This is a genomic window from Actinophytocola oryzae, from assembly GCF_004364325.1.
Taxonomy (GTDB): domain Bacteria; phylum Actinomycetota; class Actinomycetes; order Mycobacteriales; family Pseudonocardiaceae; genus Actinophytocola; species Actinophytocola oryzae.
Map to the genome: position 1 here is coordinate 338434 of NZ_SOCP01000008.1, position 26361 is coordinate 364794.

23 protein-coding genes are annotated in these 26361 nt (G+C 69.6%); 13 read left to right on the top strand and 10 right to left on the bottom strand.

The window, feature by feature from the left end; translation table 11 throughout:
• The first annotated feature begins 46 nt into the window (after nucleotides 1–46).
• Nucleotides 47–1744: a metallophosphoesterase gene (locus tag CLV71_RS23175; protein ID WP_208297697.1), complete on the top strand. Its 1698-nt coding sequence runs from the start codon at nucleotides 47–49 to the stop codon at nucleotides 1742–1744.
• Nucleotides 1745–1809: 65 nt separating this feature from the next.
• On the opposite strand, the gene CLV71_RS23180 is transcribed toward CLV71_RS23175, so the two are convergent.
• The 5 genes from CLV71_RS23180 to CLV71_RS23200 are packed head-to-tail and all read right to left on the bottom strand — an operon-like array spanning nucleotide 1810 to nucleotide 7356.
• The gene (locus CLV71_RS23180) at nucleotides 1810–3339 is read right to left on the bottom strand and encodes a glucoamylase family protein (RefSeq protein WP_133904936.1); all 1530 of its coding nucleotides are present in this window, start codon (nucleotides 3337–3339) and stop codon (nucleotides 1810–1812) included.
• A gap of 5 nt (nucleotides 3340–3344) precedes the next feature.
• Complete coding sequence (locus tag CLV71_RS23185) at nucleotides 3345–4184, bottom strand: carbohydrate ABC transporter permease (protein ID WP_208297698.1); 840 nt, start codon at nucleotides 4182–4184, stop codon at nucleotides 3345–3347.
• Nucleotides 4177–5127 (bottom strand): carbohydrate ABC transporter permease, encoded by a 951-nt coding sequence (locus tag CLV71_RS23190; protein ID WP_243866647.1) that lies wholly within the window; start codon nucleotides 5125–5127, stop codon nucleotides 4177–4179. The genes CLV71_RS23185 and CLV71_RS23190 overlap by 8 nt, the downstream gene beginning before the upstream one ends.
• 1 nt (nucleotide 5128) lies before the next feature.
• The gene (locus CLV71_RS23195) at nucleotides 5129–6385 is read right to left on the bottom strand and encodes a sugar ABC transporter substrate-binding protein (protein WP_133904937.1); all 1257 of its coding nucleotides are present in this window, start codon (nucleotides 6383–6385) and stop codon (nucleotides 5129–5131) included.
• On the bottom strand, nucleotides 6382–7356 hold the full coding sequence (locus CLV71_RS23200; protein ID WP_208297699.1) for a LacI family DNA-binding transcriptional regulator: 975 nt from the start codon (nucleotides 7354–7356) through the stop codon (nucleotides 6382–6384). Before CLV71_RS23200 ends, CLV71_RS23195 begins: the two co-directional genes overlap by 4 nt.
• A 474-nt stretch (nucleotides 7357–7830) precedes the next feature.
• Here CLV71_RS23200 and ruvC point away from each other — a divergent pair, with 474 nt between their 5' ends.
• From ruvC to CLV71_RS23240, 8 genes are all read left to right on the top strand, one after another.
• Nucleotides 7831–8403: a crossover junction endodeoxyribonuclease RuvC gene (gene ruvC, locus CLV71_RS23205; RefSeq protein ID WP_133905051.1), complete on the top strand. Its 573-nt coding sequence runs from the start codon at nucleotides 7831–7833 to the stop codon at nucleotides 8401–8403.
• Nucleotides 8400–8996 (top strand): Holliday junction branch migration protein RuvA, encoded by a 597-nt coding sequence (gene ruvA / locus CLV71_RS23210; protein ID WP_133904939.1) that lies wholly within the window; start codon nucleotides 8400–8402, stop codon nucleotides 8994–8996. Before ruvC ends, ruvA begins: the two co-directional genes overlap by 4 nt.
• A gap of 36 nt (nucleotides 8997–9032) precedes the next feature.
• Nucleotides 9033–10100, top strand: coding sequence for a Holliday junction branch migration DNA helicase RuvB (ruvB, locus tag CLV71_RS23215; RefSeq protein ID WP_133905052.1), 1068 nt, complete (start codon nucleotides 9033–9035; stop codon nucleotides 10098–10100).
• Between the two features lie 20 nt (nucleotides 10101–10120).
• Nucleotides 10121–10519: a preprotein translocase subunit YajC gene (gene yajC / locus CLV71_RS23220; protein ID WP_133904940.1), complete on the top strand. Its 399-nt coding sequence runs from the start codon at nucleotides 10121–10123 to the stop codon at nucleotides 10517–10519.
• Between the two features lie 154 nt (nucleotides 10520–10673).
• Nucleotides 10674–12593, top strand: coding sequence for a protein translocase subunit SecD (gene secD / locus CLV71_RS23225; protein ID WP_133904941.1), 1920 nt, complete (start codon nucleotides 10674–10676; stop codon nucleotides 12591–12593).
• A gap of 1 nt (nucleotide 12594) precedes the next feature.
• Complete coding sequence (secF, locus tag CLV71_RS23230; protein WP_243866648.1) at nucleotides 12595–13881, top strand: protein translocase subunit SecF; 1287 nt, start codon at nucleotides 12595–12597, stop codon at nucleotides 13879–13881.
• The gene (locus tag CLV71_RS23235) at nucleotides 13878–14399 is read left to right on the top strand and encodes an adenine phosphoribosyltransferase (protein WP_133904942.1); all 522 of its coding nucleotides are present in this window, start codon (nucleotides 13878–13880) and stop codon (nucleotides 14397–14399) included. The genes secF and CLV71_RS23235 overlap by 4 nt, the downstream gene beginning before the upstream one ends.
• Nucleotides 14400–14402: 3 nt before the next feature.
• Nucleotides 14403–15365 (top strand): pentapeptide repeat-containing protein, encoded by a 963-nt coding sequence (locus CLV71_RS23240; protein WP_133904943.1) that lies wholly within the window; start codon nucleotides 14403–14405, stop codon nucleotides 15363–15365.
• Here CLV71_RS23240 and CLV71_RS23245 read toward each other — a convergent pair.
• Nucleotides 15348–16109, bottom strand: a complete 762-nt coding sequence (locus CLV71_RS23245; RefSeq protein WP_133904944.1) for a dioxygenase family protein — start codon at nucleotides 16107–16109, stop codon at nucleotides 15348–15350. The two genes, CLV71_RS23240 and CLV71_RS23245, sit on opposite strands and share 18 nt — an antisense overlap.
• A gap of 100 nt (nucleotides 16110–16209) precedes the next feature.
• Between CLV71_RS23245 and CLV71_RS23250 the strand changes: the two genes are divergently transcribed.
• On the top strand, nucleotides 16210–18522 hold the full coding sequence (locus CLV71_RS23250) for a RelA/SpoT family protein (protein ID WP_424923900.1): 2313 nt from the start codon (nucleotides 16210–16212) through the stop codon (nucleotides 18520–18522).
• 96 nt (nucleotides 18523–18618) lie between these two features.
• Nucleotides 18619–19704 carry a DUF4190 domain-containing protein gene (locus CLV71_RS47870; RefSeq protein WP_166664220.1) on the top strand — a complete coding sequence of 362 codons (1086 nt, stop codon included), beginning with the start codon at nucleotides 18619–18621 and terminating at the stop codon, nucleotides 19702–19704.
• On the opposite strand, the gene CLV71_RS23260 is transcribed toward CLV71_RS47870, so the two are convergent.
• The 3 genes from CLV71_RS23260 to CLV71_RS23270 all read right to left on the bottom strand — a co-directional run bounded on the left by CLV71_RS23260 (nucleotide 19699) and on the right by CLV71_RS23270 (nucleotide 22134).
• A complete protein-coding gene (locus CLV71_RS23260; protein WP_133904946.1) occupies nucleotides 19699–20394 on the bottom strand; it encodes a helix-turn-helix transcriptional regulator in 696 nt (231 codons plus the stop codon). The genes CLV71_RS47870 and CLV71_RS23260 overlap by 6 nt on opposite strands.
• A gap of 136 nt (nucleotides 20395–20530) precedes the next feature.
• Nucleotides 20531–21295 carry a peptidylprolyl isomerase gene (locus CLV71_RS23265; RefSeq protein ID WP_166664221.1) on the bottom strand — a complete coding sequence of 255 codons (765 nt, stop codon included), beginning with the start codon at nucleotides 21293–21295 and terminating at the stop codon, nucleotides 20531–20533.
• Complete coding sequence (locus tag CLV71_RS23270) at nucleotides 21292–22134, bottom strand: peptidylprolyl isomerase (RefSeq protein WP_133904947.1); 843 nt, start codon at nucleotides 22132–22134, stop codon at nucleotides 21292–21294. The genes CLV71_RS23265 and CLV71_RS23270 overlap by 4 nt, the downstream gene beginning before the upstream one ends.
• A gap of 205 nt (nucleotides 22135–22339) precedes the next feature.
• Between CLV71_RS23270 and CLV71_RS23275 the strand changes: the two genes are divergently transcribed.
• Nucleotides 22340–24568 (top strand): helix-turn-helix domain-containing protein, encoded by a 2229-nt coding sequence (locus CLV71_RS23275; RefSeq protein WP_133904948.1) that lies wholly within the window; start codon nucleotides 22340–22342, stop codon nucleotides 24566–24568.
• A gap of 49 nt (nucleotides 24569–24617) precedes the next feature.
• Here CLV71_RS23275 and CLV71_RS23280 read toward each other — a convergent pair whose 3' ends face one another.
• Nucleotides 24618–25568: a nucleoside hydrolase gene (locus CLV71_RS23280; RefSeq protein ID WP_133904949.1), complete on the bottom strand. Its 951-nt coding sequence runs from the start codon at nucleotides 25566–25568 to the stop codon at nucleotides 24618–24620.
• Between the two features lie 78 nt (nucleotides 25569–25646).
• Between CLV71_RS23280 and CLV71_RS23285 the strand changes: the two genes are divergently transcribed.
• Nucleotides 25647–26207: an LOG family protein gene (locus tag CLV71_RS23285; RefSeq protein WP_133904950.1), complete on the top strand. Its 561-nt coding sequence runs from the start codon at nucleotides 25647–25649 to the stop codon at nucleotides 26205–26207.
• Nucleotides 26208–26361 lie beyond the last annotated feature (154 nt).

Sequence of the window (26361 nt, forward strand, 5' to 3'; positions counted from 1 at the left end):
CCCCCACTCCGTGGACATGGCGTCGATCTTGCACCACGCTGTACTGATGCCACGACCACGACCCAAGGACATGTCCGAGGCGGAGCTGGGCTTCCGACCGCAGAAGGCGGTCCGGTGGCTGGCACCCAAAGTGCTGATCGCCACGGGAGTGCAGTCGCTCATCGCGGAGATCTTCGGGTCGTACGCGGACAAACGCGAACTACAGGCCGGCCTCCCCGCCGAGGTGCACGACCACAGCGAACACGAGGAGCTGTGGCTCGACTACGTGGCCGACCTCGGCGACGGGTTCGACGCCACCTTCTCGGTCGCGTCCGTGCTCGCCGCGCCGACCCTCGATCTCGACGGCCGCACCCAACGGGGCAGGCTCCTGGTCATGGGCGGCGACGAGGTCTACCCCGCCGCGTCGACCACCGGCTACGAGGACCGCTCCAAGGGCGTCTACCGGGCGGCGCTGCCGACCGTCGCGCCGGACGCGCCGACCCTGTTCGCGTTACCGGGCAACCACGACTGGTACGACGGACTCACCTCCTTCCTCCGCGTCTTCGCCCAGCGGCGACCCTTCGGCGGCTGGCGCACCGAGCAGACACGCAGCTACTTCGCCGTGAAGCTGCCGCACCGCTGGTGGCTCTACGCCATCGACACCCAGTTCGACGACTACGTCGACGCACCACAGCTCGAGTACTTCCGCGACGCCTCGAAGGAGCTGCGGGAGGGCGACGCGGTCATCCTGTGCACGTCGACACCCGCGTGGGTGGAGGCGGGCTCCGGCGCGGAGGCCAAGGGCTACGACACGTTCGAGTTCTTCCAGCGCGAGATCATCCGCCCGAAGGGCGCGGACGTCCGCGTCATGCTGTCCGGCGACAAGCACCACTACTCGCGCTACGCCGAGCAGGACGGCACCGGCCAGCTGATCACCTCCGGCCTCGGCGGCGCGTACCTCGCCGCGACGCACAACCTCCCGGCCGCGCTGACGCTCCCGCCGCCGCAGTCGCGGGTGCGGGAACCGGCCGAACAGAAGCATTTCGGGCTCAGGACCCGCTACCCGGCCCACACCGACCGGATGGCGAAGGGCATCTTCGCGCTGCCGTGGCGCAACCCGGGCTTCTGGGGGCTCACCGGCGTGGCACAGCTCGTCGCGACGATGGCCGTCCTGTATGGACTGACCGAGTCGGGAACCCGGCACAGCGTGTTCGGTCTGCTGGCGGCCTGGGCCCCGGCAGTGGTGATCGCGGTGGTGCTGCTGGCGGCGGGCGTCGCGTTCGCGAGCCTCGACCAACCGAGGCGGGACCGGAAGAACGTCGTGGCCGGCGTGCTGCACGCGTTGGCGCACCTGGCGTTGAGCACCGGCTGGGCGCTGGTGATCCGCTGGCTCTACCACGACGTCCTCCCGGACGGCCCCGCGAACGACTGGCTCGTGTTCCTGGTCGCCGCAGTGGGCACGCCCGTGGTGGTCGGCTTCCTCGACGCCGAGCTGGTCGCGCTGTACCTGCTCGTCGCGAGCGGCCTCGGCATCAACGTCAACGAGGTGATGGCCGGTCAGAGCATCGAGGACCACAAGGGTTTCCTGCGCCTGCGCATAGCCCGCGACGGCACGTTGACGGTCTACCCCGTCAAGATCGACCGCGTGTGCCGGGCCTGGCGCCCCAACCCGAACGGCGGCCCGGCCGACCCGTGGCTCCTCCCGGCCGAACCACTGCGGGCCGCCCTGATCGAACCCCCGATCAGGATCCCGCGACATCGTTGAACCACAGGGAAAGGGGCCGGGGCGGATGGGGAGGGGGTGCCCGCACCCGCCCCGGCGTCAGGAGGTCACTGGCGGCGGGGGAGGTTGAACTCCTCCATCGCCATGACCGGCCGCAGGTGCTTGGTCGCGCCGCCCTTGACGAAGGCGTCACGCAGCACGTCGTGGCCGAGCAGGTTGCCGAGCGCACCCATGATCATCCCCTGGTCCAGCGCCAGGTAGCGCTTGGCCACCTTGCCCGACCGTACGGCGATCGCGTCGTAGTAGCCGCCAGGGCCGTAGCTGTCGAAGTCCCGGCGCAGCTTCGCCAGCTCGACAGCGGCCGCCTTCGGTTGGTACGGCAGGGCGAGCACGACCGCGTGCGGGGTCACCACGCCGTCGCCGTACGAGGTGGGCAGCGGCACCGCGTCGCGGCAGCCCTCGAAACCGACGTCCACCGACGTCCGCTCCTGGTCACTCGTGTAGCCGGGCGTGTCCAGCCCCATGATGTCGACGCCGTACTCGCGGTAGCCGCCGTCCGGGTCGGACGACGGAGAGAAGCCCCAGTAGCCGTAGCCGGCGTCGTGCAGGCCGTGCTCGATCTGGCCACGCACGTAGACGGAGTGCTGCCGTGCCCACGAGTTTCGGCCCCACGACACCTCGGGGACGAACATGTCCGGCATCAGCTCCTCGAACATGTCACCGCCCCAGGTCGGCACGAACCGCAGGCCACGGTAGGTGTAGGCGCCCTCGAACACCGGCACGCCGAGGTAGTCCACGAACCGGCCTGACGGCTTCTGCTCCTGCCAGCCCCAGTCGCACGTGTCCGGGAACGTCCGCCACGGCGCGAAGTAGTGCGCGGGCGGCACCTGGCCGAGCGAGATGGCCACGTACGTGATCATCCGCGTCTCGGAGGCGAACGAACCGTAGCTGTGGCACGTGTAGTACACCTCGGGACCGACGCCGGTGTAGTTGCCCGGCAGCGAGCACTGGGGATCGGGCGGCCGTACGTCCCAGAAACCGCCGCGCATCAGCCCGGCAGGCACGTCCGGGCCGCGTGCCGCCACGTCGTAGTAGAACGAGAAGTCCATGGGCGCCAGCAACTTCTGCGCCAGCGACCGCACCTCGGGCACCGCGTTGCGCACGACCATCAGCGCGGCCGCCAGCCACGCGTTGTCCACGCTCGACGCGAACGGGTACACGACCGACCCGTCCTCGGGCCACGTGTGCAGCAGCTCCAGCGTCGTCGGGTCGTACCAGTTGTAGAACTGGCCGGACGCCGGGTGCCGGGCAAGCCGCTCCACGGAGGACAGCGTGGTCCTGGTGCGCGTCACCAGCTCCCGGCGCGGGATCACGCCGAGCTTCTCGGCCACGACCGCCGACCACAGGTACGAGCCGATGTTCGTCGGCGACGTGTAGTGGGCGCGGGTGGCCGGGTCGAGCGCACCGCCGATGTTGTCGGCGGGCAGCCCGGTCGCCGCCACGGTCATCGCCGTGAACGACCGCCACGTGTCGCGGACCAGCTGCGACTGCGACGGGACCGCCGCGGCGGCCGGGGTGGTCGGGGTGAGCAGGGCGGCCGCGAGCACCGCGACCCCGGCCAGTCGTAATCGGGACATAGCACCTACTTCAGTCCGGTCGTCGCGATACCGCGGACGAAATGACGTTGTAGCAGGACGAAAACAACGATCACCGGCAGCACGATCACGACGGAGCCCGCCAGCAGGATGTCGTACTCGGTGCGGTTCTGCCCGATCGCGTACAGCGCGAGCGCGACCGGCAGCGTGTAGGTCTCCTCCTCGGTGGCCGCGACGAGCGGCCACAGGAAGTTGTTCCAGGAACCCAGGAACGTGAGGATGCCGAGCGTCGCGAGCGCGGGCCGGCACAGTGGCAGCACGATCCGCCAGAAGATCCGCCACTCCGACGCGGCGTCGATGCGCGCGGCCTCCAGCAGGTCGTCGGGGATGGACAGGATGAACTGGCGCATCAGGAAGACGCCGAACGCCTGCGCCAGGTACGGCAGGATGAGCCCGGCCACCGTGTTGACCAGCCCCAGGTTCGACGCCAGCACGAACAGCGGCACGATCGTGACCACGCTCGGCACCATCAGCGTCCCGAGCACGATGGCGAACAGCACGCGCCTGCCCGCGAACGGCAGCTTCGCGAGCGCGTACCCGGCCGCCGAGCAGAACAGCAGGTTGCCGACCGTGGTCACCACCGCGACGACCGCCGAGTTCGTGAAGTAGGTCGGGAAGTCGAGGCGGTCGAACAGGTTGCCGTAGTTGGCGAGGGACGGGTCGTGCGGCCACCACGTCGGCGGGTCCGCGCGGATCTCGCCCTCCGGCTTGAACGAGGACAGCAGCATCCACACGAACGGCCCGACGACGACCACGAGCCCACCGCACAGCACGAGGTACAGGACCGCCCTGGCGGCCCGGTCACGGGAACGCAGGCGGTCAGTCAACGTTGTTCCTCAGCAGCCGGAACCAGGCGATGGACAGCAGCACGACGACCACGAACAGCACGTAGCCCATGGCGGAGGCGTAGCCGTAGTTGCCGAAGCCGAACTGGTTGTAGGTGTGGTAGGCGAGCGAGAGCGTGGAGTCGAGCGGGCCGCCCTGCGTCATGACGAACGGCTCCTCGAAGAACTGGACGTAGCCGATCGTGGTGATCACGGCGACGAACAGCATCGTCGGCCGCAGCATCGGCACGGTCAGGTGCCGGAACTGCGCGAACCGCCGCGCGCCGTCGATGGTGGCCGCCTCGTACAGGTCCTTCGGGATGGCCTGCAGCCCGGCGAGGAAGATCACCATGCCGAAGCCGAGGTTGCGCCACGCACCCATGACGATCAACGTCGGCAGCGCGAAAGTCGGGTTGTTGAGCCAGTTCGGCCCGTCGACCCCGACGAGGCCGAGCACCTCGTTGGCGAGTCCCGTCTCCGGTTGCAGCAGGAACCGCCACACGACGGAGATCGCGACGATGCTCGTGACGACGGGCAGGTAGTAGCCGACCCGGAAGAAGGTCTGGAACCGCACGAGCCCGGAGTTGAGCCCGAGCGCGACCAGGAGCGAGAGCACCATGGTGAGCGGCACGCCGACCACGACGAACACGGCGGTGTTGCCCGCGGCGGTGAGGAACTTGTCGTCGCCGAACAGCCGCAGGTAGTTGTCGAGCCCGATGATGTTGACGTTGAAGGGCTCGAGGAGGTCGGTCCCACGCAGGTCGGTGACGCTCATGAACAGCGACACGGCCACCGGTCCGGCCGTGAACGCCAGGAACAGCACGGCGAAGGGCAGCGCGAACCCCCACCCCGTGAGGGTCCGCGCCAGCCTCCCCGAGCCGGGTGCCCTACCACCCGACCCGGCAACAGGGACGCGGTCGACGACCACGACGGGCCGGCGCACCACCTCAGCCACCCGTGCCGATCGAGGTGGCCTGGGACTGCATGGCCTTCGCGGCGGCGTCGGCCGTCTCGGTGCCCTTCGCGAGCTTCTCCAGCTCCGTGTCGACGGCCGCGGCGATCTGCTCCCACGTGGGGATGGCAGGCGGGGCCTTGGCCTTGTCGAGCTGGTCGCCGAACACCTTCAGCTGCGGGTCGCCCGCGAGGCTCTCGTCGTCCCACGCCGCCTGCACCGACGGCAGGTCCGAGACGGTCCCGTACCACTTCACCTGCACGTCGGGCTGCATCAGGTACGAGACGAACTTCCAGGCGGCGTCCCGGTTCTTGGAGTTCCTGAACACGGCCATGTTGCTGCCGCCGATGAACGACGTGAAGTCACCTGAGCCGCTGGGCATCGGCCACAGGTCGAACTTGCCCTTGCCGCCGAGCTCGTTCAGCAGCCCGATGTGCCACGGACCGGACACGAACGCCCCGATCTCACCGGAGATGATCTTCGGCTCGGTCTCGCCCTCGCGCAGCCGGTCCCGAGTGGACAGTCCGCTGTCGTAGAAGGACTTGTAGTACTCCAGGGCCTGCACGGCCTCGGGACTGTCCAGGGTGAAGTTCTGGCCGTCGTGGATGTCACCGCCGTTCTGCCACACGAGCGGCATCACGGTCTGCCAGGCGCCCGTCTGGCCGGGCTGGAGGTAGATGCCCCACTTGGCGCCACCCTTGGCCTGCATGTCCTTCGCGGCCTGGAAAAGCTCGTTCCACGTCCTGGGAGAAGAGGAGATCCCGGCCTTCTCCGCGACGGCCTTGTTCACGTAGAGCAGCCGGGTCTCCACGTACCACGGCACGCTGTAGGAGGTGCCGTCCACGAGCCCCGTCTCCCAGGCGCCGGGGAAGAAGTCCTCCTTGCGCACGAAGTCCGGCGGCGTGACATCGAGGGCACCGGTCTTCGCGAACTCGCCGACCCAGGTCGTCCCGAGCATCGACACGTCCGGCGTGGCCTGCCCGGCGATCGCCGCGGCCAGCTTGTTGTGCGCGCCGTCCCACGGCACAGGCGTGACGGACACCTTCGCGTCCGGGTTCTCCTTCATGAAGTCGTCGGCGAGCACCGACAGCTTCTCGCCCTCGGTGCCCATGGCCCAGACCGTGATCTCACCGGAGGCCTTGCCGGAGGCGACCGCGTCGCCCTGCTCCGGGCCTGCGCCCTCCGAGTCCCGCCCGCACGCCGACAGCGCGAGTGCCACCACCGCGAGCGCGGCCAGTAATCGCCTGGTCATGTCGTACCTCCCGATTCGTGGACCCCGCAACTGGTCCGCACCACCAGCCGTGTCGGCAGAACCGAACGGCGTGCCTGCGTAGGGGCCCCCTGGATCCGCTCGTCCAGCCAGCGGGCGGCGGTGGCGCCGAGCACACGCATGGACTGGTCGACGGTCGTGAGCCGCGCGTAGTGGGCGGCCATGATGTCGTCCCACCCGGTGAGCGCCAGGTCGCCGGGCACCGACAACCCAAGATCCTCCGCAGCCCGCAGGGCCCCGAGCGCGACCTCGTCGTTGGCGCACACCAGGGCGTCAGGCCGGTCCCCGGACAGGAGCGTGCGCGCCGCGACATAACCGGCCCCGACGTCGAACACGCAGGGCGTCGGCTCAGGCACCCCGAGGCCACCGTCGGCGAGGGCCGCCCGGAAGCCGGCATAACGCCCGGCAACATCCGGCGACTCGCCCGGGTCGCCGAGAAACGCGAACGTCCGGTGCCCGTGCCCGAGCAGATGGGCGGTGAGTTCGCGGGCACTGCGCTCGTTGTCGGCGGTGACGGTGTCGACGAGCCCAACAGGCGTGCGGGCGAGGAGCACGAGCGGCAACCCGGTGTCGGCGATCCGCGCGACGACCCGGTCGGGCACGGTCCGCCCCATGATCACCATGCCGTCGACCCGACCGGCCAACTCGAGAACGGCCTCCTCGGCGTTGGCGCGGCCGTTGGTGGCGAGGATCAGGACACTGCGCCCCAACTCGGCGACAACCTCTTCGTAACCGAGAACCACTTCGGCGTAGTAGGGCCCGGAAAGATCGGGAAAGACGATCCCGTTGGCGGCATGCGTCCCCTCGGCAAGCGCCCGCCCGGCACGACTGGGCCGAAAACGCAGCTCCTCGGCAACCTTCCGCACCCGACGACGAGTGGGCGCCGCGACCAACTCGGAGTCCCGCAAGGCCCTGGACACGGTGGCAATGGACACCCCAGCCCGCGCGGCCACCTCGTAAATGGTGACCGGCCGCCGCCCCCGCCCCGACATCCCAGCTGCCTCCCGTCATTGGAAGCGCTTACATTCCATTGCCTGAAGTTTTAACACGCATGTCAAGAAAAGCCACTCTCAGTGACCACCCCCCGAACAAGAGGAGCCCCGCTCACGAGCAAGAAGATGCGCCCACGCACCCCCAAGTGCGGCCTGGCAAGCAGGAACAAAGATCACCGAGAAAGACCCCGCCGAACGAACGAACAGTCGGCACAACCACAAACATCACGAGCCGTCCCGAACACCGCCCGACACCAACCGAGCAGACAGGGCTTCCACGCAACACCGCGACTGAGCAGCAAGAACAGGCCCCACTCGCGAGCGAGCGGAGCGAGCCAATTAGACACAGCGAGCCAAACCAACACCGTGTCGGTGCGTGATGGTGCGTGATGGTGCGCGATAGGCTTCGAACTGATGTTCTCGGGAAGCAGGACCATGCGCGTGCTGGGGGTGGACCCCGGCCTCACCAGGTGTGGCATAGCCGTCGTGGACGGGTCGGTCGGTCGGAAGTTGACCTGCGTCGAGGTCGGTGTGGTCCGCACCCCGGTCGACGCCGACCTCTCCATCCGGCTCCTCGCCGTGGCCGACGCCGTCGAGAGCTGGCTCGACCGCCACAAGCCCGACGTCGTCGCGGTCGAGCGGGTGTTCAGCCAGTACAACGTCCGCACCGCCATGGGCACCGCACAGGCGGGCGGTGTGGTGGCGCTCATGGCCGCCCGTCGAGGCCTCCGGGTCATGTTCCACACCCCCTCCGAGGTGAAGGCGGCCGTCACCGGCTCGGGCCGTGCCGACAAGGCTCAGGTCACCGGTATGGTGACCAAACTGCTCGGGCTCGCCGAGCCGCCGAAGCCCGCCGACGCCGCCGACGCCCTGGCGATCGCCATCTGCCACGTCTGGCGCTCCCCGATGCGCGACCGGCTCGCGGAGGCCGAGGCCAAGGCCGCCGAGCTGGCCCGTAACCACAAGGCTCGCCTCGCCGCCGCCTCCAAGGGAAAGACAGCCAAATGATCTCGCGCGTACGCGGCACGGTGCTCTCGGTCGGCCTTGACCACGTGGTCATCGAGGTCGGCGGCGTCGGCCTGATGGTCACCGCCACCCCGGCCACGCTCGCCACGCTGCGCACCGGCCACGAGGCGGCCCTCGAGACCACCCTCGTCGTCCGCGAGGACTCCCTGACGCTGTTCGGCTTCGCCGAGCCGCATGCCCGCGAGCTGTTCAACCTGCTGCTGACCGTCTCCGGCATCGGCCCGCGCATCGCCATGGCGACACTCGCCGTCCTCGACCCGAACCAGCTCCGCGCCGCGCTCGGCGAGGGCAACATCGCCGTCCTCACCCAGGTCCCCGGCATCGGCCGCAAGGGCGCGGAACGCCTGATCATCGAGCTGCGCGACAAGGTCGGGTCGCTCGCCGCCGTGACCGCGGAGTCCGTCGCGACCGGCAACGGGGCGGTGCGCGGCAGCGTCGTGGAGGCGCTGACCGGTCTCGGCTTCCCCGCCAAGCAGGCCGAGCAGGCCGTCGACGGCGTCCTCGCCGAGAACGGCACCTCCGACACGCCGACGGTGCTGCGCAGGGCGCTCGCGACCCTCGGCCGCAAGCGGTAGCCGGTCGTGCACGATGAGACCGTGACGGACCCGGACATGGACGGCGACTCGGTGGCCACCCCGGAGGTGCTGCCCGGCGACGACGAGGCGACGCTGCGCCCGAAGCGGCTCACCGAGTTCATCGGGCAGGAGCGGGTCCGAGAGCAGCTCGAACTGGTCCTCCAGGGCGCCGCGCAACGCGGGACGCCGCCGGACCACGTGCTGCTGGCCGGCCCGCCCGGCCTCGGCAAGACCAGCCTTGCCATGATCATCGCCGCCGAGATGGGCAGCGCGCTGCGCCTCACCTCCGGTCCGGCGCTGGAGCGGGCGGGCGACCTCGCCGCGATGCTGTCCAACCTCGTCGAGGGCGACGTGCTGTTCATCGACGAGATCCACCGGATCGCGCGCCCCGCCGAGGAGATGCTGTACCTCGCGATGGAGGACTTCCGCGTCGACGTCGTGGTCGGCAAGGGCCCCGGCGCCACGAGCATCCCCCTCGAGATCGCGCCGTTCACGCTGGTCGGCGCCACGACCAGGTCGGGAACGCTGACCGGGCCGCTGCGTGACCGGTTCGGGTTCACCGCGCACATGGAGTTCTACTCGACCGAGGAGCTGGACCGGGTGGTGCGCAGGTCGGCCACGATCCTCGGCGTCGACCTGCGTGCCGACGGCGCAACGGAGATCGCGGGCCGCTCCAGGGGCACGCCCCGCATCGCGAACCGGCTGCTGCGCCGCGTCCGCGACTTCGCGGAAGTCCGCGCCGACGGCGTCGTGACCAGGGACGTGGCGCGTGCGGCGCTCGAGGTCTACGACGTCGACGAGCTGGGGCTCGACCGTCTCGACCGGGCCGTGCTCGGCGCGCTGGTGCGCTCGTTCGGCGGTGGTCCGGTCGGCGTCTCGACGCTGGCTGTCGCGGTCGGCGAGGAAGCAAGTACGGTGGAGGAGGTGTGCGAGCCCTACCTGGTGCGGGCCGGGATGCTCGCGAGGACGCCTCGGGGCCGAGTGGCCACCGCGTCGGCATGGTCCCATTTGGGGCTTATGCCCCCGGTTAACGCTCCCGGTCTGATGGCACCTACGCTGTTCGGCAGCGACATCGACAGTGATGCCGCACACACTGCGGACTAGGTACTCACGGACGGAAGAACATGGACCTCATTCCCCTGCTCCTGATGTTCGGGCTGCTGGGCGTCATGATGTACTTCATGACCCGGCGGCAGCGCAGGGCACAGGAGCAGCAGGCAAAGCTCCAGAACTCGCTGGATGTCGGCGACCGGGTGATGACCACCTCCGGCCTCTACGGCACGATCACCGACTCCGACGACGCCACGACCGTGACGCTCGAGATCGCCCCCGGTGTCGAGACCGAGTGGCTGCGTGCGGCGGTGCGCGAGAAGGTCGGACCGGTCGAGGAGCTCGACGAGGACATCGAGGACGACGACCTCGTGGCCGCCGACGACGTGCCTGCGACCGTTGTCGACGCCGAGACCAACGAGCCCGTCGTCAAGAAGGACGATGCCGAGCTCGGGTCCGGCAAGCAGAAGTAGCTCCGTGCGTGAGCGTGACGTGACCGTGTGACACCGGCCTCACGTCGCGCCAGGTACGCTGCGCCCTCACCCACACGTGTTACGGGTGCGGGCGCAGTTCCGTGACCAGAACACGCGCGCCCACCCCTGTTAGTTCCGAGGAGATCGACCGACCGTGGCCTCATCCGCCGGGCAGATCCGCCCAGGGCGCTACCTCGCGTTCTTCCTGTTCATCGTGGTTCTGCTGTACGGCCTGATGTTCGGGACAGGTGATCACAAGCCGACCCCGAAGCTCGGCATCGACCTCCAGGGCGGCACGCGGGTCACGCTGACCGCACGCACCCTCAACGGCGACGCGCCGTCGAAGGAGGCCCTCGACCAGGCCCGGCAGATCATCGAGAACCGCGTGAACGGCATCGGTGTGACCGGTACCGAGGTAGTGCTGGACGGCAGCAACATCATCATCACCGTGCCGGGCGAGGAGGGTGACCAGGCCAAGAACCTCGGTCAGACCGCCCAGCTCCGCTTCCGCGCGGTGGTCGGGCAGCCGGAGGCCGCGCAGCAGCCGCCGCCGACCGACCAGTCGACCGAGCCGTCGACCCCGCCGTCGGACGGGTCCACCCCGCCGTCGGACGGTTCGACCCCCTCGACCGACCCGTCGGCACCGCCGTCCGCCGGCGAGAACACCGGCACCAACCCGCAGGGCAGGCCCGCGCCCGCGGTCGCGGGGCAGCCGGGCACCACGGACCCGGCGCCGCCGTCGACGGACCCGTCCGCGCCGCCTGCGAGCGACTCCGCGGCACCGCCGTCGGAGGGGGCCGACCCGTCCCAGGAGACGCTCGACAACCCGCTGGCGGCCTGCGCCCAGTACCAGACCGACGTCGAGGTGCACTCCGGCGACGTGAAGGCGGGGCGGGAAAGCAAGATCACCACCTCGAACCTGATCAAGCTGGGTCGTGCCTGCAGGCAGAACCAGTACCTCGTGCCCAGCGCCGAGGCCGCGACCGACCAGAACGCGCAGCAGGCCGCCCAGCAGTCCCAGCAGGCCGCGATGGCCGCGCTCGACTGCTCGCAGCCGGACCCGCTGGTCGGCAACGACGACCGCAACAAGCCGCTGGTCGCGTGTGACCAGACGGGCACGGCCAAGTACGTCCTCGGCCCGACCTTCCTCGACGGCACCGACATCTCCGACGCGGGCTCCGCGCCGGACCCGCAGGGTGTCGGCTACGTCGTGACGCTGGACTTCAACAGCGACGGCGGCAAGATCTGGGCCGACTACACCGCGGCGCACATCCAGGAGTCGGCCGCGTTCGTGCTCGACACCCAGGTGGTGTCCGCGCCACAGATCCAGGGCGCCATCACCGGTCAGACGCAGATCACCGGCGGCAGCCAGGGCGGGTTCTCCTCGCAGGAGGCCAAGGACCTCTCCGACGTGCTGAAGTACGGCTCGCTGCCGCTGTCGTTCGACTCCTCGGAGGCGGAGACGGTGTCCGCGACGCTGGGCCTCGCGTCGCTCAAGGCCGGTCTGATCGCCGGCGCGCTCGGCCTGCTGCTGGTGTTCGTGTACTGCCTGGTCTACTACCGGATGCTCGGCTTCCTGACGATGCTGTCGCTGGCGCTGTCCGCGGTCATCGTGTTCGCGGTGCTGGTGCTGCTCGGCAGGTGGATCGGGTTCTCGCTGGACCTCGCGGGTGTCGCGGGCTTCATCGTGGCCATCGGTATCACGGCCGACTCGTTCGTGATCTTCTTCGAACGTCTGAAAGACGAGATACGCGAGGGCAGGACGTTCCGGTCGGCGGTGCCACGGGCGTGGGTGCGTGCCAGGCGGACGATCCTGTCGGCCGACGCGGTCATGTTCCTGGCCGCGGGCGTGCTGTACGTGCTCGCGGTCGGTACGGTCCGAGGCTTCGCCTTCACCCTGGGCATGTCGACGGTGCTGGACCTGATCGTGGTGTTCTTCGTGACGCACCCGCTCGTGGTGCTGGCCTCGCGGTCGAAGTTCCTGTCCAGGCCGAGCATGTCGGGTCTCGGCGCGGTACAGCGCCAGGCGACCGAGCGTCGGGCGACCACCCGTACCGTGGCGAAGGAGGTGTGACGTGGCTGCCAACGAGACCGTGAGCGACACGAAGGCGCCCGCTGCCAAGAAGAAGGACGGCGTCTTCCACCGGCTCTACACCGGCACCGGCGCGTTCGACGTGGTCGGCAAGCGCAAGCGCTGGTATCTCTTCTTCGCGGTCCTGATCCTCGTCTGTGTCTCGTCGTTCTTCATCCGGGGCTTCAACCTCGGGATCGACTTCACCGGCGGCACCCGGATCTCGCTGCCCGCGCAGGGTGAGAGCGGCCAGATCAGCATGACGCAGATCGAGGACGTCTTCAGCGACACCCTCGGCTTCGACCCCGCCGCGACGCAGACGGTGGGCACCGGCGACGCGGCGACCATCCAGATCCGGTCGGAGCCGCTGGACAACGCCCAGGTGGTGAAGCTGAAGGCGGCGCTGTTCGACCGCTTCCAGCCGCTGAACGCCGCGGGACAGCCGAGTGACCGGGCCATCAGCGACAGCGCGGTGAGCGCGTCGTGGGGCGGGGAGATCTCACAGCAGGCGTTGATCGCGCTGGCCGTGTTCCTCGTGCTCGTGACGATCTTCCTGGCGTTGTACTTCGAGAAATGGATGGCGGTCGCGGCGCTCGTCGCCCTGATCCACGACATCGTGGTGACGGCGGGCGTGTACTCGCTCGTCGGCTTCGAGGTGACCCCGGCGACCGTCATCGGTCTGTTGACGATCCTCGGTTTCTCGCTGTACGACACGGTGGTGGTGTTCGACAAGATCAAGGAGAACACCCGGGGCCTGCTCGGCCTGACGCGTCGTACGTACGCCGAGGCCGCGAACCTCGCGCTGAACCAGACGCTGATGCGTTCGATCAACACCTCGCTGATCGCCGTGCTGCCGGTACTGGGCCTGCTGGTCGTCGGCGTCGGCCTGCTGGGTGTCGGCACCCTGCAGGACCTGGCGCTCGTGCAGCTGACCGGCATCATCGCCGGCGCGCTGTCGTCGATCGCGCTGGCCACGCCGGTGCTGGTGGACCTGAAGATGCGTGAGCCGAAGTTCAAGCAGCAGGCCGCCCGCGTGAAGGCCCGTCGCGAGAACCTCGCACGCAAGTCCGCCGAGCGCGACGCGTCCACGGCCCCCGCCGTGGCCGCCGTGGAGGACGACGACCTGCCGATGACGGACGACGAGTCGCTGGACGCCGAGCTGCGTCAGGAGCGCGCGATGGCTGCCGCCAGCAGCGTGCCGACCCGCAACCAGAAGGCAGTGGAGGCACAGCGCCGGGCACGTCCCACGGGCAAGCACCCGGGGCGTCCGTCAGGCAAACGCCGCCGGTGACGTCGCTGGACGACGCTCTGGCGCTGGTTCGCACGGTCCCGGACTTCCCCTCAGCCGGGGTGTTGTTCCGGGACCTGAACCCGTTGTTCGCGTCCGCGCCGGCGTTCAGGGCGGTCATCGACGAGATGGCCGCCCAGTTGCCCGCGGACGTGACCGTGATAGCGGCGGTCGAGGCGAGGGGCTTCCTGCTGGGTGCCGCGCTGGCGGTGACCACAGGCCTGTCCCTGATCCCGATCCGCAAGCCGGGCAAGCTCCCGGCGGTCGCGGACCGGGTCGACTACGCACTGGAGTACGGCAAGGCCACCCTGGAGCTGCCGGCCGACGTGCTGCCGGCGGGAGCCCAGGTGGCGGTGGTCGACGACGTGCTGGCGACCGGTGGCACGGTGGACGCCACCTGCCAGCTGGTCGAACGCGCGGGCGCCACGGTCTCGGTGGTGTCGGTCGTGCTGGAGCTGGGCGCGCTCGGCGGCCGGGACCGCCTGGCCGGCCGCAAGCTCCACACCCTCCAGACCATCTGAGCCGTGATCCCGTTACGGGCAGGCGGGCAGGACCGGCGCGGCCGGTGGTGGTGGCTGGCGGCACTGATCCTCGTGCCGGTCGTCCTCGGCTCGGCGCTGTCGGTGGTCCTGCTGCTGACACTGGTCGATGCCGCGACGGCGGGCGACCAGATCGAGCTGATCAAGACTGGCCTGGCGGTGGGCGCCGGCACAGGCGGTGCGGTGGCTCTGGTGCTGGCGGGCCGCAGGCAGTGGTCGACCGAGCAGGCCCACCGCCTCACCGAGCGGTCGGCCGCCGACGTCCGCCACGACGCCACCGAACGCCGCATCACCGATCTCTACTCGAAGGCCGCAGACCAGCTCGGCTCCGAGAAGGCAGCGGTTCGGCTCGCCGGCCTCTACTCCCTGGAACGCCTGGCCCAGAACACCCCGCCTCTGCGGCAGACCATCGTGAACCTGCTCTGCGCCTACCTCCGGATGCCCTCGGAGGCGCCTTCCGAGCAGGAGATCGAGGTCCGCGTGACCGCGCAGCGCATCCTCGCCACGCACCTCAGGCCGGGAAACGATCCCGAGCATCCGCAGGAGAGGTTCTGGCCGGATATCGACCTGCATCTCACCGGCGCGGTCCTCCAGCGCTTCGACCTGACGTTCGCCCGCCTGGGCCGCGGAGAGTTCGGCGGGGCCAGGTTCGTTGGCTGGGCCTCGTTCGACGCCACCCGCTTCGACGGACCCGCCATCTTCGGCGGTGCCCAGTTCGGGTCGTCGGTGAACTTCCGCGCGAGCCACTTCGCGGTCGAGGCACGATTTCGCGGGGCGACGTTCGTCGGGCCGGCCGCGTTCGACGACGCTGCCTTCGACAGCGAGGCGTTGTTCGGCGGTGAACGGGACGGTCAGCCGGATGCCGCCACGTTCGAGGGCACTGTGTCCTTCGCCGGCGCCCGGTTCGCCCTACCGCCCGTCATCGACTCCTCAATCAAACTGCACTGAGCGTTTCGCGAGGCCGTACCAGTAGCCGTCGATGACCGAGGTCGGGGTGGCGGTCGTGCCGAGGCTCGCGCCCATCGACACGAACAGCGGGGCGAAGTGCTCCGTGCGCGGGTGGGCGAGCTTCGCCGCGGGGGACTTGTGCTCGAAGTCCAGCAGGGCGTCGAAGTCGCGGGAGGTCAGGGCCTCGGCGCCCCAGTGGTCGAACTCCGCCGACCAGGACGGCGCCTTCACGTTCGGGTCGGCCATCACCACGCGGGACAGGTTGTGGGTGAAGAAGCCGCTGCCGATGATCAGTACACCCTCGTCGCGCAGCGGGGCGAGGCGCCTGCCCACCTCGAACAGCTCGGCCGGGTCCAGGGACGGCATCGACATCTGCAGGACTGGTACGTCCGCGTCCGGGTACATCTCCTTCAGCGGGACGTACGCGCCGTGGTCGAGGCCGCGGGCCGGTTCGTCGTGGACGGTGCCGAGCAGGGCACGGACCGAGGCAGCCAGGCCGGGGGCGCCAGGGGCCGGGTAGGTCACGTCGTAGTAGTGCTCCGGAAAGCCCCAGAAGTCGTAGACGAGCGGGACCGTGGTCGTCGCGCCGACCGTGAGTGGCGCGTTCTCCCAGTGAGCCGACACGATGAGCACGGCAGTGGGCTTCGGGATGGCCGCCGACCAGCTGGCGAGCTGTTGTGTCCACACCGGGTCGTCGGCGAGGGGAGGGGCTCCGTGGCTGAGGTACAGCACGGGCATCGACATACGAGCTCCCGCAGTTGAAGTTTCAACTACAGCGTAACATCACCCGACGACCGATCTCCCGACCGATCGCGGTTATTCTCAGTCTCAAAGGAGCTGCTTTTTGAGCCAGAACGTGGAGACCGGAGCGTCGGCGGACAGCGCGCCCCCACCAGCCGTGCGAGTGCCCTCGGCGACACGGCGGGTACGCGCGCGCCTGGCCAGGCGCATCACCGCCCAGCGGTCCGCCCCGGTCAAGCAGGTGCTCGAGCCCCTCGCCGCCGTGCACCGCGAGCTGCATCCCAAGGCCGACCTGACGCTGCTGCAGCACGCCTACGACGTTGCCGAGGAAGCGCACCGCGACCAGCGCCGCAAGTCCGGTGATCCCTACATCACCCATCCCCTCGCCGTCGCCACCATCCTCGGTGAGCTGGGCATGGACACCATCACGCTGGTCGCCGCCCTCCTGCACGACACGGTCGAGGACACCGACTACGCGCTGTCGGACCTGCAGGAGGACTTCGGCGAGGAGGTCGCGCGGCTGGTCGACGGCGTTACGAAACTGGACAAGGTCCAGCTCGGCAGCGCCGCCGAAGCCGAGACCATCCGCAAGATGGTCATCGCCATGGCGCGTGACCCGCGCGTGCTGGTCATCAAGCTCGCCGACCGGCTGCACAACATGCGCACCATGCGCTTCCTGCCGCCCGAGAAGCAGGCGAAGAAGGCCCGCGAGACCCTCGAGGTACTGGCCCCGCTCGCCCACCGGCTCGGCATGGCGACGGTCAAGTGGGAGCTGGAGGACCTCGCGTTCGCGATCCTGCAGCCCAAGAAGTACGACGAGATCGTCCGCCTGGTCGCCACCCGCGCGCCCTCGCGTGACACGTACCTGCAGAAGGTCACCGGCGAGCTGACCTCCCACCTCGAGCAGTCACGGATCAACGCCAAGGTCGAGGGCCGCCCCAAGCACTACTACTCGATCAACCAGAAGATGATCGTGCGCGGCCGCGACTTCGACGACATCCACGACCTCGTCGGCGTCCGCATCCTGGTCGACGACGTGCGTGACTGCTATGCGGCCATGGGTGTGGTGCACGCGCTCTGGCAGCCGATGCCCGGCCGGTTCAAGGACTACGTCGCCCAGCCGAGGTTCGGCGTGTACCAGTCGCTGCACACCACGGTCATCGGGCCGGACGGCAAGCCGCTGGAAGTGCAGATCCGCACACACGAGATGCACCGCACCGCCGAGTACGGCATCGCGGCGCACTGGCGGTACAAGGAGACCAAGGGCACCCACGACGGACAGGCCGTCGAGGTCGACGAGATGGCGTGGATGCGCCAGCTCCTCGACTGGCAGCGGGAGGCCGCGGACCCCGGCGAGTTCCTCGACGCACTGCGCTACGACCTCGCGGCCCGCGAGATCTTCGTGTTCACGCCCAAGGGCGACGTGCAGACGCTGCCGACCGGTTCCACGCCGGTCGACTTCGCCTACGCCGTGCACACCGAGGTGGGGCACCGCTGCATCGGTGCCCGCGTCAACGGCAGGCTCGTCGCGCTGGAGCGCAAGCTCGAGAACGGCGACGTCGTCGAGATCTTCACCTCCAAGGCCGAGGGTGCGGGGCCGTCCCGCGACTGGCTCGTGTTCGCCGCGTCCCCGCGTGCCCGCGCCAAGATCAAGCAGTGGTTCGCCAAGGAGCGCAAGGAAGAGGCGATCGAGGCGGGCAAGGACGCGATCACCAAGGAGGTGCGCAGGGTCGGGCTGCCCATGCAGCGCCTGGTGTCGGCGGAGGCCATGGCCGCCGTCGCCCGCGAGCTGCGCTACTCCGAGGTGAGCGCCCTGTACGCGGCGGTAGGCGAGAGCCACACGTCGGCGAGGCACGTCGTGCAGCGGCTGGTGGCCCTGCTGGGCGGGGTGGACCACGCCGAGGACGAACTGGCCGAGCGCGCCACCCCGTCCACGGTCACCCGGAGCCGCAGGCCGGCAGGCGACGCGGGCGTCATCGTCAAGGACGCCTCGGACGTGTGGATGAAGCTGGCGCGCTGCTGCACCCCGGTACCGGGCGACGACATCCTCGGCTTCGTCACCCGGGGTGGTGGGGTCAGCGTGCACCGCACCGACTGCACCAACGCCAAGGAACTGCTCGCCTCACCCGAGCGGCTGGTCGACGTCGAGTGGGCACCGTCCGAGTCGTCGGTGTTCCTGGTGGCCATCCAGGTCGAGGCACTGGACCGGCACCGCCTGCTGTCCGACGTCACCAAGGTCCTGGCCGACGAGAAGGTCAACATCCTCTCGGCGTCGGTCACCACCTCACGCGACCGCGTCGCCGTGAGCCGCTTCAGCTTCGAGATGGGCGACCCGAAACACCTGGGCCACGTGCTGAAGGTGGTGCGAAGCGTGGAGGGCGTCTACGACGTCTACCGTGTGACATCCGCGTCCTGACCCGAAACACCGCGGCCCTCCCCACCGACTCGCGGGTGAGGTGGACGTACACGTGACGTCCAGCGACCGCGAACCGACCGGGGGAGGGAGCACGCCATGACCACACCGGAACCACCAGGCGAGGACGGAACCGAGCTACCGGCCCAGCCGTACACCGACCCGACCATGGCGAGCCAGCCGTACGTGGAGCCCCCGATCCCGGGCATGCCGTACAACGCGCCGCCCACGGCAGAACCGTTGCCCGCGTCGGACCAATTGCCCGCGTCGGACCAACTGGCCACGGCGGACCAGTTGCCCGCGTCGGACCAGGTCCCTACGGCAGAACCTCTGCCCACGGCGGACCAGCCGTTCACCGCCGGACAGCCGTTCACCGCGGACCAGCGATCAGCCGCGGACCGGCCGCCGGCCGGGCAGCCCGGCGCGCAGCCCTCCGCCGCAGACCGGCCAGCCGCGAAGACTCCCTCCGCGCCGCGGCCCGCTGCGGAGCCGTCATCTGTGCCGCAGCCCTCTGTGGAGTCGGCCTTGACGCCGCTAACCACCGCCGAAGCGCCACCTTTCGTCGAAGCACCTCCCTTTGTCGAATCGCCTCCTTCCACCGGCCAAGCCGGTCCTGACTCACAGCCGTTCGCCACCCAGGCTCAGCCCTTCGCGCAGCCCGAGCCCGGCACGCGGCCCTACCCGGAAGCCGGTCCCTACGCGACGGCCCAGCCGCCCACCGATCTGCCCTACCCCTTCAGCCCAGCCCAGCCGTTCAGTGCCCAATCCGGCACTGAGGGCCAGCTGTTCAGTGCCCAACCCGGCACCGAAGGTCTGCCGTACGGCACGCAGCCCTTCTACCCGGCGATGCCGGAGGCACAGCAGTACCAGCACCCCGGCCCATACCAGCAGCCAGGGCCCTACCAGCACCCGTACCAGCAGCACTACCCGTACCCGCCGCAGTACCTACGAGGCCCGTCCACGAACGGCATGGCCATCGCCGCGATGGTGCTCGGCATCGTCTGGGTCTACTGGATCGGCAGCATCCTCGCGCTCGTCTTCGGCTACGTGGCACGGGACCAGATCAAGCGCACCGGCCAGCAGGGCGACGGGATGGCGATAGCCGGTATCGTGCTCGGCTGGGTCGGCATCGGCATCCTCGCCGCCATACTGATCATCGGTGGCAGCACGACCTGGTTCTCATAACAGCGCCGTCATGGGCACCCCCGCCAAAGCCCTGACCTCACGCGCCAGGTGCGCCTGATCGGCGTACCCGACCGTGTGGGCCACCGACGCGAGCCCCGTCCCGCGCCGGGCCGCCCGAACCGCCCGGTCGAACCGCACCACCCGCTGCAGCACCTTCGGCCCGTACCCGAACGCCGCCAGCGACCGCCGGTGGAGCTGCCGCTCGCTCCACCCGAGCGCGTCGGCGACCGCCGCGACCCGTTCACCACGTGCCACCAGCTCCAGCAGCCGTGGCGCCGCCGGATCCCACTCCGCACCGATGGCCGCGACCGCGGAGGCCAGCACCTGCTCGGCCGCGAGCACCGACGGTGCGGCCGCGAGTTCCTCCGACAACCGCCGCACCCGCCAACCAGGCCACAGTCGCGACAGGTCCACGCGCTCGTCCCGCACAGCCGAAGCAGGCACCCCGAGCCCGGCAGGCGCCCGCCCCGGCCGGAACCGGGCACCGACCAGGACACCCGACGGTATCGACGTCGGATGCGCGTACGTGTCCGGCCCTGCCACGTACAACAGCCCGGATTCCCGGTGCCACATCACGTCCGCACACGCGTCCGGCACCACGTGGATCGCGGGCGCGCCGGCAGACAGCGTCCGTGACCACGTGCACGCGAGGACCTCGTGCGCACTGCGCCGTTCGACGTATTCGGTCATGGGCGCGACTATGCCACCGCCCACCGACAATTTCGCGAAAAGGGCCGCTGACCTGCGACATCACCAGCACGGGTCGCGGTGCCGGGGTCCTCAGCAGGTGTGGCCGGGGTGAGAACCGCGGCCACACCAGGCGTCATCAGGCGGCGACAGCCTGCGTGATCGTCACCGGCGTCTTCGGCGCGCCGTCCTCGGGGCCGTTCTCACCGGGCGTGATGCCTGCCGCCGCGATCGCGTCGAGCGTCGCCAGCCCGGCCTCGTCGACCGTGCCCATGACGGTGTAGCTGGGCGGCAGCGTGGAGTCGCCGTACACCAGGAAGAACTGGCTCCCGGTGGTGTCCGGTCCCGCGTTGGCCATCGCCACGGTCCCGCGCTGGTAGATCACGCTCTCCTGACCGTCCGGGCCGGGCTGCCCGGGAGGCAGGTCCGTCGGCAGCTCGTCCGGCACGACGTAGCCGGGGCCACCGGCGCCCGTACCCTCCGGGTCGCCGCACTGCAGCACCTTCAGGCTCTCGGCCGCGGTGAGCCGGTGGCAGACGGTGTTGTCGAAGTAGTGCTCACCGGCGAGGAACACCATGCTCTGCACCGTGCACGGCGCCCGCTCGGAGTCCAGCTGGATCGCGATCGGACCCGCGGAGGTGGTGAGCGTCAGCGTCTTCGCGTCGACAGGGCCCTCGTCCGGGGGCAGGCCCACGATCGGCGGCTGCCCGGACTCGTCGGCGCGGAACCCGCAGTCGCCCTCGGTGGAGGCGGCTTCCCCGCTCGGCGCGTCCGCCTCCGTCTCCGTCTCCGACGCCGTGAAGTCGCTGCCACCCCGCTGGTCCGACGGGGCCTCCTTGGCCACACAACCGGCAAGCGTCAACGCGACGGCCGCGACCACGGTCACGACACGGATGTTCCTCACTGCTCCACCGCCGAGGTGATCTGGACCGGGTTCACCGGTGCGCCGTCCTCCGGACCGTTCTGGCCGGCTGTGATGCCGCCCGCCGCGATCTTGTCGAGCGTCGCGAGGCCCGCGTCGCCGACCGTGCCGAAGAGCGTGTAGTTCGGTGGCAGCGTGGAGTTGCCGTACACCAGGAAGAACTGGCTGCCGCCGGTGCTCGGGCCTGCGTTGGCCATCGCGACCGCACCACGCGGGTAGGTCACGGTCGGCGAGCCGTCACCGCCTGCCGGACCCTGCGGGAGCTCCTGTGCGGCCTGGAGCTCGTCCGGGATCGAGTAGCCGGGCCCGCCTGCGCCGGTGCCGAGCGGGTCGCCGCACTGCAGCACCTTCAGACCCTCGGACGCCGTGAGGCGGTGGCAGGTGGTGCCGTCGAAGTACTTCTTCTCGACCAGGTGCATCATGCTCTGCACGGTGCACGGCGCGGCCGAACGGTCGAGCGTGAGCGGGATGTCGCCCTGGTTCGTCTTGAGTGTCACCTTGGTGACACCGTCTTTGGGCGTTTCCTGCGGATCGTCGGGCAGGCCGGGGTCCTTCGGCGGCTTCTCCTGCGGGTTCTCCGTGTAGGCGCAGGCACCCTTGGTGGTGTTCGCCGTCGTCGACTCGTCAGGGCCGGTGGACGCCTCGCTGTCGCCGGGACCGAGGTTCACGAGCCAGTACACGAGCCCCACCGCGGCGATCACCACGATGACTGTGATGCCCACTCCCCAGTTACGGCGCCGTTTCGCGCGTTCCACGCGGCGAGCCAGCTGGCGCTCCAGCTTGCGCTTGGCCGCCTGCCGGCGCTGCTCGTTGCTCGGCACCGGGCACCCTCCAGACCTGAGACGTTCAACCAGGCGGGCAGTCTATGGGTAAGCCGGGTAAGACCCGTGTGGTGGTCTGCAGAAAAACACAGCAACGCGTGACAAACCTCCCGTAGGGGTGTGACCGCGAGGGGGTAGGAGTGAGAAGCTGGATACTGGGGGTGGCCGGTTAGTGACGGTGACTGACACTGACAAGGTGGGCTCTATGCAAGACAGGCGAGACGACGGGACTTCGCCGTTCGCCGAGGAGTTGGAGCGTCTCCTTCGCAAACGCGGCCTGTCATGGCGCCGTCTCTCCGACCTCATCGGCTACACCCCGAGCTGGCTCTCGAAGATCAAGCACGGCGCACCGCCGTCTGCCGAGCTGGCCCGCAAGTGCGACCAGGTCCTCGAGGCGGAGGGACAGCTCATCGCGCTCGCCGCGGCGACCGGCGGCCCGGTGCGGCTCGCGCAGCTGCCCGCCGCGGCGGCCACGTTCGTCGGCCGCGAGACCGAACTCTTCGAGCTGACCCAGATCCTCGCGAGCCACGCCGCTCCCGGTGTGCCCCAGACGATCGCGATCGACGGGCCACCCGGTGCTGGCAAGACCGCGCTGGCGCTGCGTGTCGCGCACGCGGTCGTCGAGCACTACTCCGACGGCCAGCTGTACGTGGATCTGCGGGGCTACTCGCCCGACGGCAGGCCGAGGATCGTCGACGAGGTCCTCGAGGAGTTCCTGACCGCGCTGGGCGTGCAGATCGACGTGATACCGGCAGGCGTGGACGCACGCGCGAAGCTGTACCGCTCGGTGCTCGCCGACCGGCGCGTGCTCGTGGTGCTGGACAACGCGGCCGCGTCGCACGACCTCGCGCCGCTGGTGCCCGCCTCGTCGGGCTGCGGCGTCGTGGTGACCAGCCGAAAGCGCATCACGGGTATCGAGCTGCGTGGCGACAGCAGGGTCACGCTCGGCCCGATGGCCGAGGAGGAGTCGATCACCCTGCTGCGCAAGGTGATCGGCGCCGACCGCGCGGCGGCCGAGCCGGAGGCCATCCGCGCGCTCGCGGACAGATGCGGCCACCTGCCACTCGCGTTGCGCATCGCGGCCGAACGCGTCGCCACCCATCCGCACCACTCCGTGAGCCTCCTGGTGGAGGAGCTGGCCACCGAGAACGAACGGCTCGACGGCCTGTCCACGGACGACTCCATCGCGGTGAAGACGGTCTTCTCGTGGTCCTACCGTGACCTGTCCGCCGACGCGGCGAGGATGTTCCGGCTCATCGGCCTGCACACCGGCTCGCACCTGCGCACCGGGGCCGCGGCCGCGCTCGCGGACCAGCCGATGACCCAGGCCCGTCGGATCCTGGACCGCCTCACGGCCGTGCACCTGCTCGAAGGGCTCGGCAACGACCGCTACCGCATGCACGACCTGTTACGGGTCTACGCGGCGGAACAGGCGAACGAGGAGGAGCCCGAGTCGGAGCGCGCGCTCGCGCTGCGCAGGGTCGTGGACTGGTACCTGCACAACGTCTACGCGGCGAACCACGCACTGGCGCCGCAGCGGCACGACCCGGTGCTGGAGAAGTCCGAGTTCGCCATCGACATCGCGGACTTCGACTACGACTCCGCGCTCGAGTGGTGCGAGATCGAGATGTCCAACATCGTGATGGCCACGCGGATCGCCAGCGAGGCCGGTGAGCACGTCGCGTGCTGGAAGCTGCCTGCGGGCTCGTTCAACTACCTCCATCTGCGCAAACGCTGGAGCCTCTGGGTCGCCTCGCACGAGGTCGGTGTCGAGGGTGGCCGGCATGCGAAGGACCCGTACGGCGAGTCGTGGGTGCTCAACAACCTCGCCATCGCCTACCGCGAGCTGCGCCGGGTCGAGGAAGCCAAGCAGGCCTTCGAGAAGGCGCTCGCGATCCGGATGGAGATCGGCGACCGCGTCGGGCAGGGCTGGACGCTGACCGGCGTCGGTTTCGTCGGCTTCGACCAGTCGCAGTTCGACGTCGCCGCACAGCACTTCGCGCACGCGCTGGAGATCTTCCGGGAGATCGGCGACCGCCACGGCGAGGGCATCGCACTGGCCAACCTCGGCGACGCCTACCGGGCGTTGCGCGATTTCGACAAGGCCGTGCCGGTGCTCGACGAGGCGCTCGCGCTGTTCCTGGACCTCGAGGACCGGTACGGCGAGGGCTACACGCTCGTCAAGCTGGGCAACACCTACTCGGAGCTGAAGCGCGCGCCCGAGGCGCTGGACTACTTCCAGCGCGCGCTGGAGCTCAACCGCGAGGTCGGCGACCGCTGGGGCGAGGGAGACACGCTGCACAAGAAAGGCCTGCTGCTGAGCGGAATCGGCGAACAGGAGGAGGCGACGGTCTGTTTTCGCGCGGCGGTCGCCATCTTCGACGAACTGGGCGACCCGCGCGCGGCCGACCTGAAGGAGTTGTTGGCGGGGTAGGCATCGCCCGCCCCCGCTCGCCGGTGAGCGGGGTCGACTCGGCGAGCACCTACGTCAGTGCCTGGTACATCTGCTCCAGGAAACGGGGCACGTCAACGGTTTCCGCCACCTTTACCGGGAGGCGTCCCGAGCTGTGGCCGCTGGCGATGTACGCGTCGCTGGCGATGACCCTCTGGTCGGAGACGACCTGGCCGCGCGTGTGGGTGCCGGTGAGCTCGACCGCGAGTGGCATGTCCCGGAAGGTGGCCAGCTTCGTGTCGAGCATGATCGCGGCGGCTAGAGGGTCGTGCAGCGTGCAACCCCGTGTGCCGAACATCTGCGTGTAGAAACCCGCGTAGTGGTCGAGCAGGCCGGTGGCGAACTCGGCACGCGGGCCGGGCAGGCCGCTGACCGCGGTGAGCCATTCCTCGCCCGCACGGGTCTGTTCCGTCGCGTCGAGTCCGACGAGCGTGATGTCGCCGAACCCCGCGCCGAGCACCAGGTCCGCGGCCTCGGGGTCGTGGAAGAAGTTGGCGTCCGCGTACGGGGTGATGTTCCCCGGCACCGACACCGCGCCGCCCATGATCACGACCGAGCGGAGCAGCTTGGGTAAGTCCGGTTCCAGCAGCACGGCGAGCGCGATGTTGGTCAGCGGCCCGAGCGCGAGCAGCGTCAGCTCACCCGGCTGTGCACGCGCGAGCCGAACCAGCTGCTCAGCGGCGGACTCGGACACCGGCGTACCCAGCGGTGGGGCCCCCGCCCTACCACCGAGCCCGTCCGCACCGTGCACGAACTCGGCCGTCTGCAGCGGTTGCGCGAGCGGCCTGGCCGCACCGATCGCGACCGGCGCCTCGATGCCTAACAACTCGAGCACGCGTAACGCGTTCTGTGCCGCTAACGGGGAGGGCACGTTGCCGTGCACGCTACCCACAGCGACGATCTCCGCGTCCTCCTGGGCCGCGAGGTACATGATCGCGAGGGCGTCGTCAACCCCCGGATCGGTGTCGAGAATGATGCGCACGCTGTGGCACTCAACCAGACAACCCGGTCCCAAAGAAAGCCCGGGGGCAGAAGACCGGGGCGGCGATAGGGTCGCTATATGCGCGTGTGTGTTTTCTGCGGATCATCACCAGGTAAGAGTCCGTCCTACCAGGACGCCGCCCGCGAGGTGGGCGTGACGCTGGCGGGACGCGGCATCGAGCTGGTCTACGGCGGCGCCAGGGCAGGCACGATGGGCGTGCTGGCGGACGCCGTGCTCGGCGCGGGCGGCGTCGTCCACGGGGTCATCCCGCAGAGCCTCGTCGACCGAGAGGTGGCCCACACCGGGCTCACGAGCCTGAAGGTGGTCGCCAACCTGCACGAACGCAAGGCCGAGATGTCCGCGCTCGCCGACGCCTACCTCGTGCTCCCCGGCGGCGCGGGCACGCTCGAGGAGTTCTTCGAGGTGTGGACCTGGGCGCAGCTCGGGCTGCACACCAAGCCGATCGGACTGCTCGACGTGGGTGGCTACTACCAGCCCATGCTGCGGTTTTTCGAGAACATGTCCGCGGAGGGCTTCCTTGTCGAGACTTTTCGCGAGATGCTGATTGTGACCACCGATCTGGCGGAGGCACTCGACCGGTTCACCGAGTACCACCCTCCACGGACAAAGTGGACGTAATTCTCACGGCGTGTGATCACCAACCGCGAACCGTGACTCGCCCATTCGGTGTTTCCTCAAACCGTCAACACGTCAACACTGTTCGTGGCCGCCGTGACTCCCCATAGTGGGCTGTATACGGCCGGTGAAGAGTGTTGACGATGCGTCAACCAGG

Coding starts and splice junctions, on each gene's coding strand:
- CLV71_RS23175 (WP_208297697.1), top strand. CDS start 47: ATGCCACGACCACGACCCAAGGACATGTCCGAGGCGGAGCTGGGCTTC.
- CLV71_RS23180 (WP_133904936.1), bottom strand. CDS start 3,339: ATGTCCCGATTACGACTGGCCGGGGTCGCGGTGCTCGCGGCCGCCCTG.
- CLV71_RS23195 (WP_133904937.1), bottom strand. CDS start 6,385: ATGACCAGGCGATTACTGGCCGCGCTCGCGGTGGTGGCACTCGCGCTG.
- ruvC (WP_133905051.1), top strand. CDS start 7,831: ATGCGCGTGCTGGGGGTGGACCCCGGCCTCACCAGGTGTGGCATAGCC.
- ruvA (WP_133904939.1), top strand. CDS start 8,400: ATGATCTCGCGCGTACGCGGCACGGTGCTCTCGGTCGGCCTTGACCAC.
- ruvB (WP_133905052.1), top strand. CDS start 9,033: ATGGACGGCGACTCGGTGGCCACCCCGGAGGTGCTGCCCGGCGACGAC.
- yajC (WP_133904940.1), top strand. CDS start 10,121: ATGGACCTCATTCCCCTGCTCCTGATGTTCGGGCTGCTGGGCGTCATG.
- CLV71_RS23245 (WP_133904944.1), bottom strand. CDS start 16,109: ATGTCGATGCCCGTGCTGTACCTCAGCCACGGAGCCCCTCCCCTCGCC.
- CLV71_RS47870 (WP_166664220.1), top strand. CDS start 18,619: ATGACCACACCGGAACCACCAGGCGAGGACGGAACCGAGCTACCGGCC.
- CLV71_RS23260 (WP_133904946.1), bottom strand. CDS start 20,394: ATGACCGAATACGTCGAACGGCGCAGTGCGCACGAGGTCCTCGCGTGC.
- CLV71_RS23275 (WP_133904948.1), top strand. CDS start 22,340: ATGCAAGACAGGCGAGACGACGGGACTTCGCCGTTCGCCGAGGAGTTG.
- CLV71_RS23285 (WP_133904950.1), top strand. CDS start 25,647: ATGCGCGTGTGTGTTTTCTGCGGATCATCACCAGGTAAGAGTCCGTCC.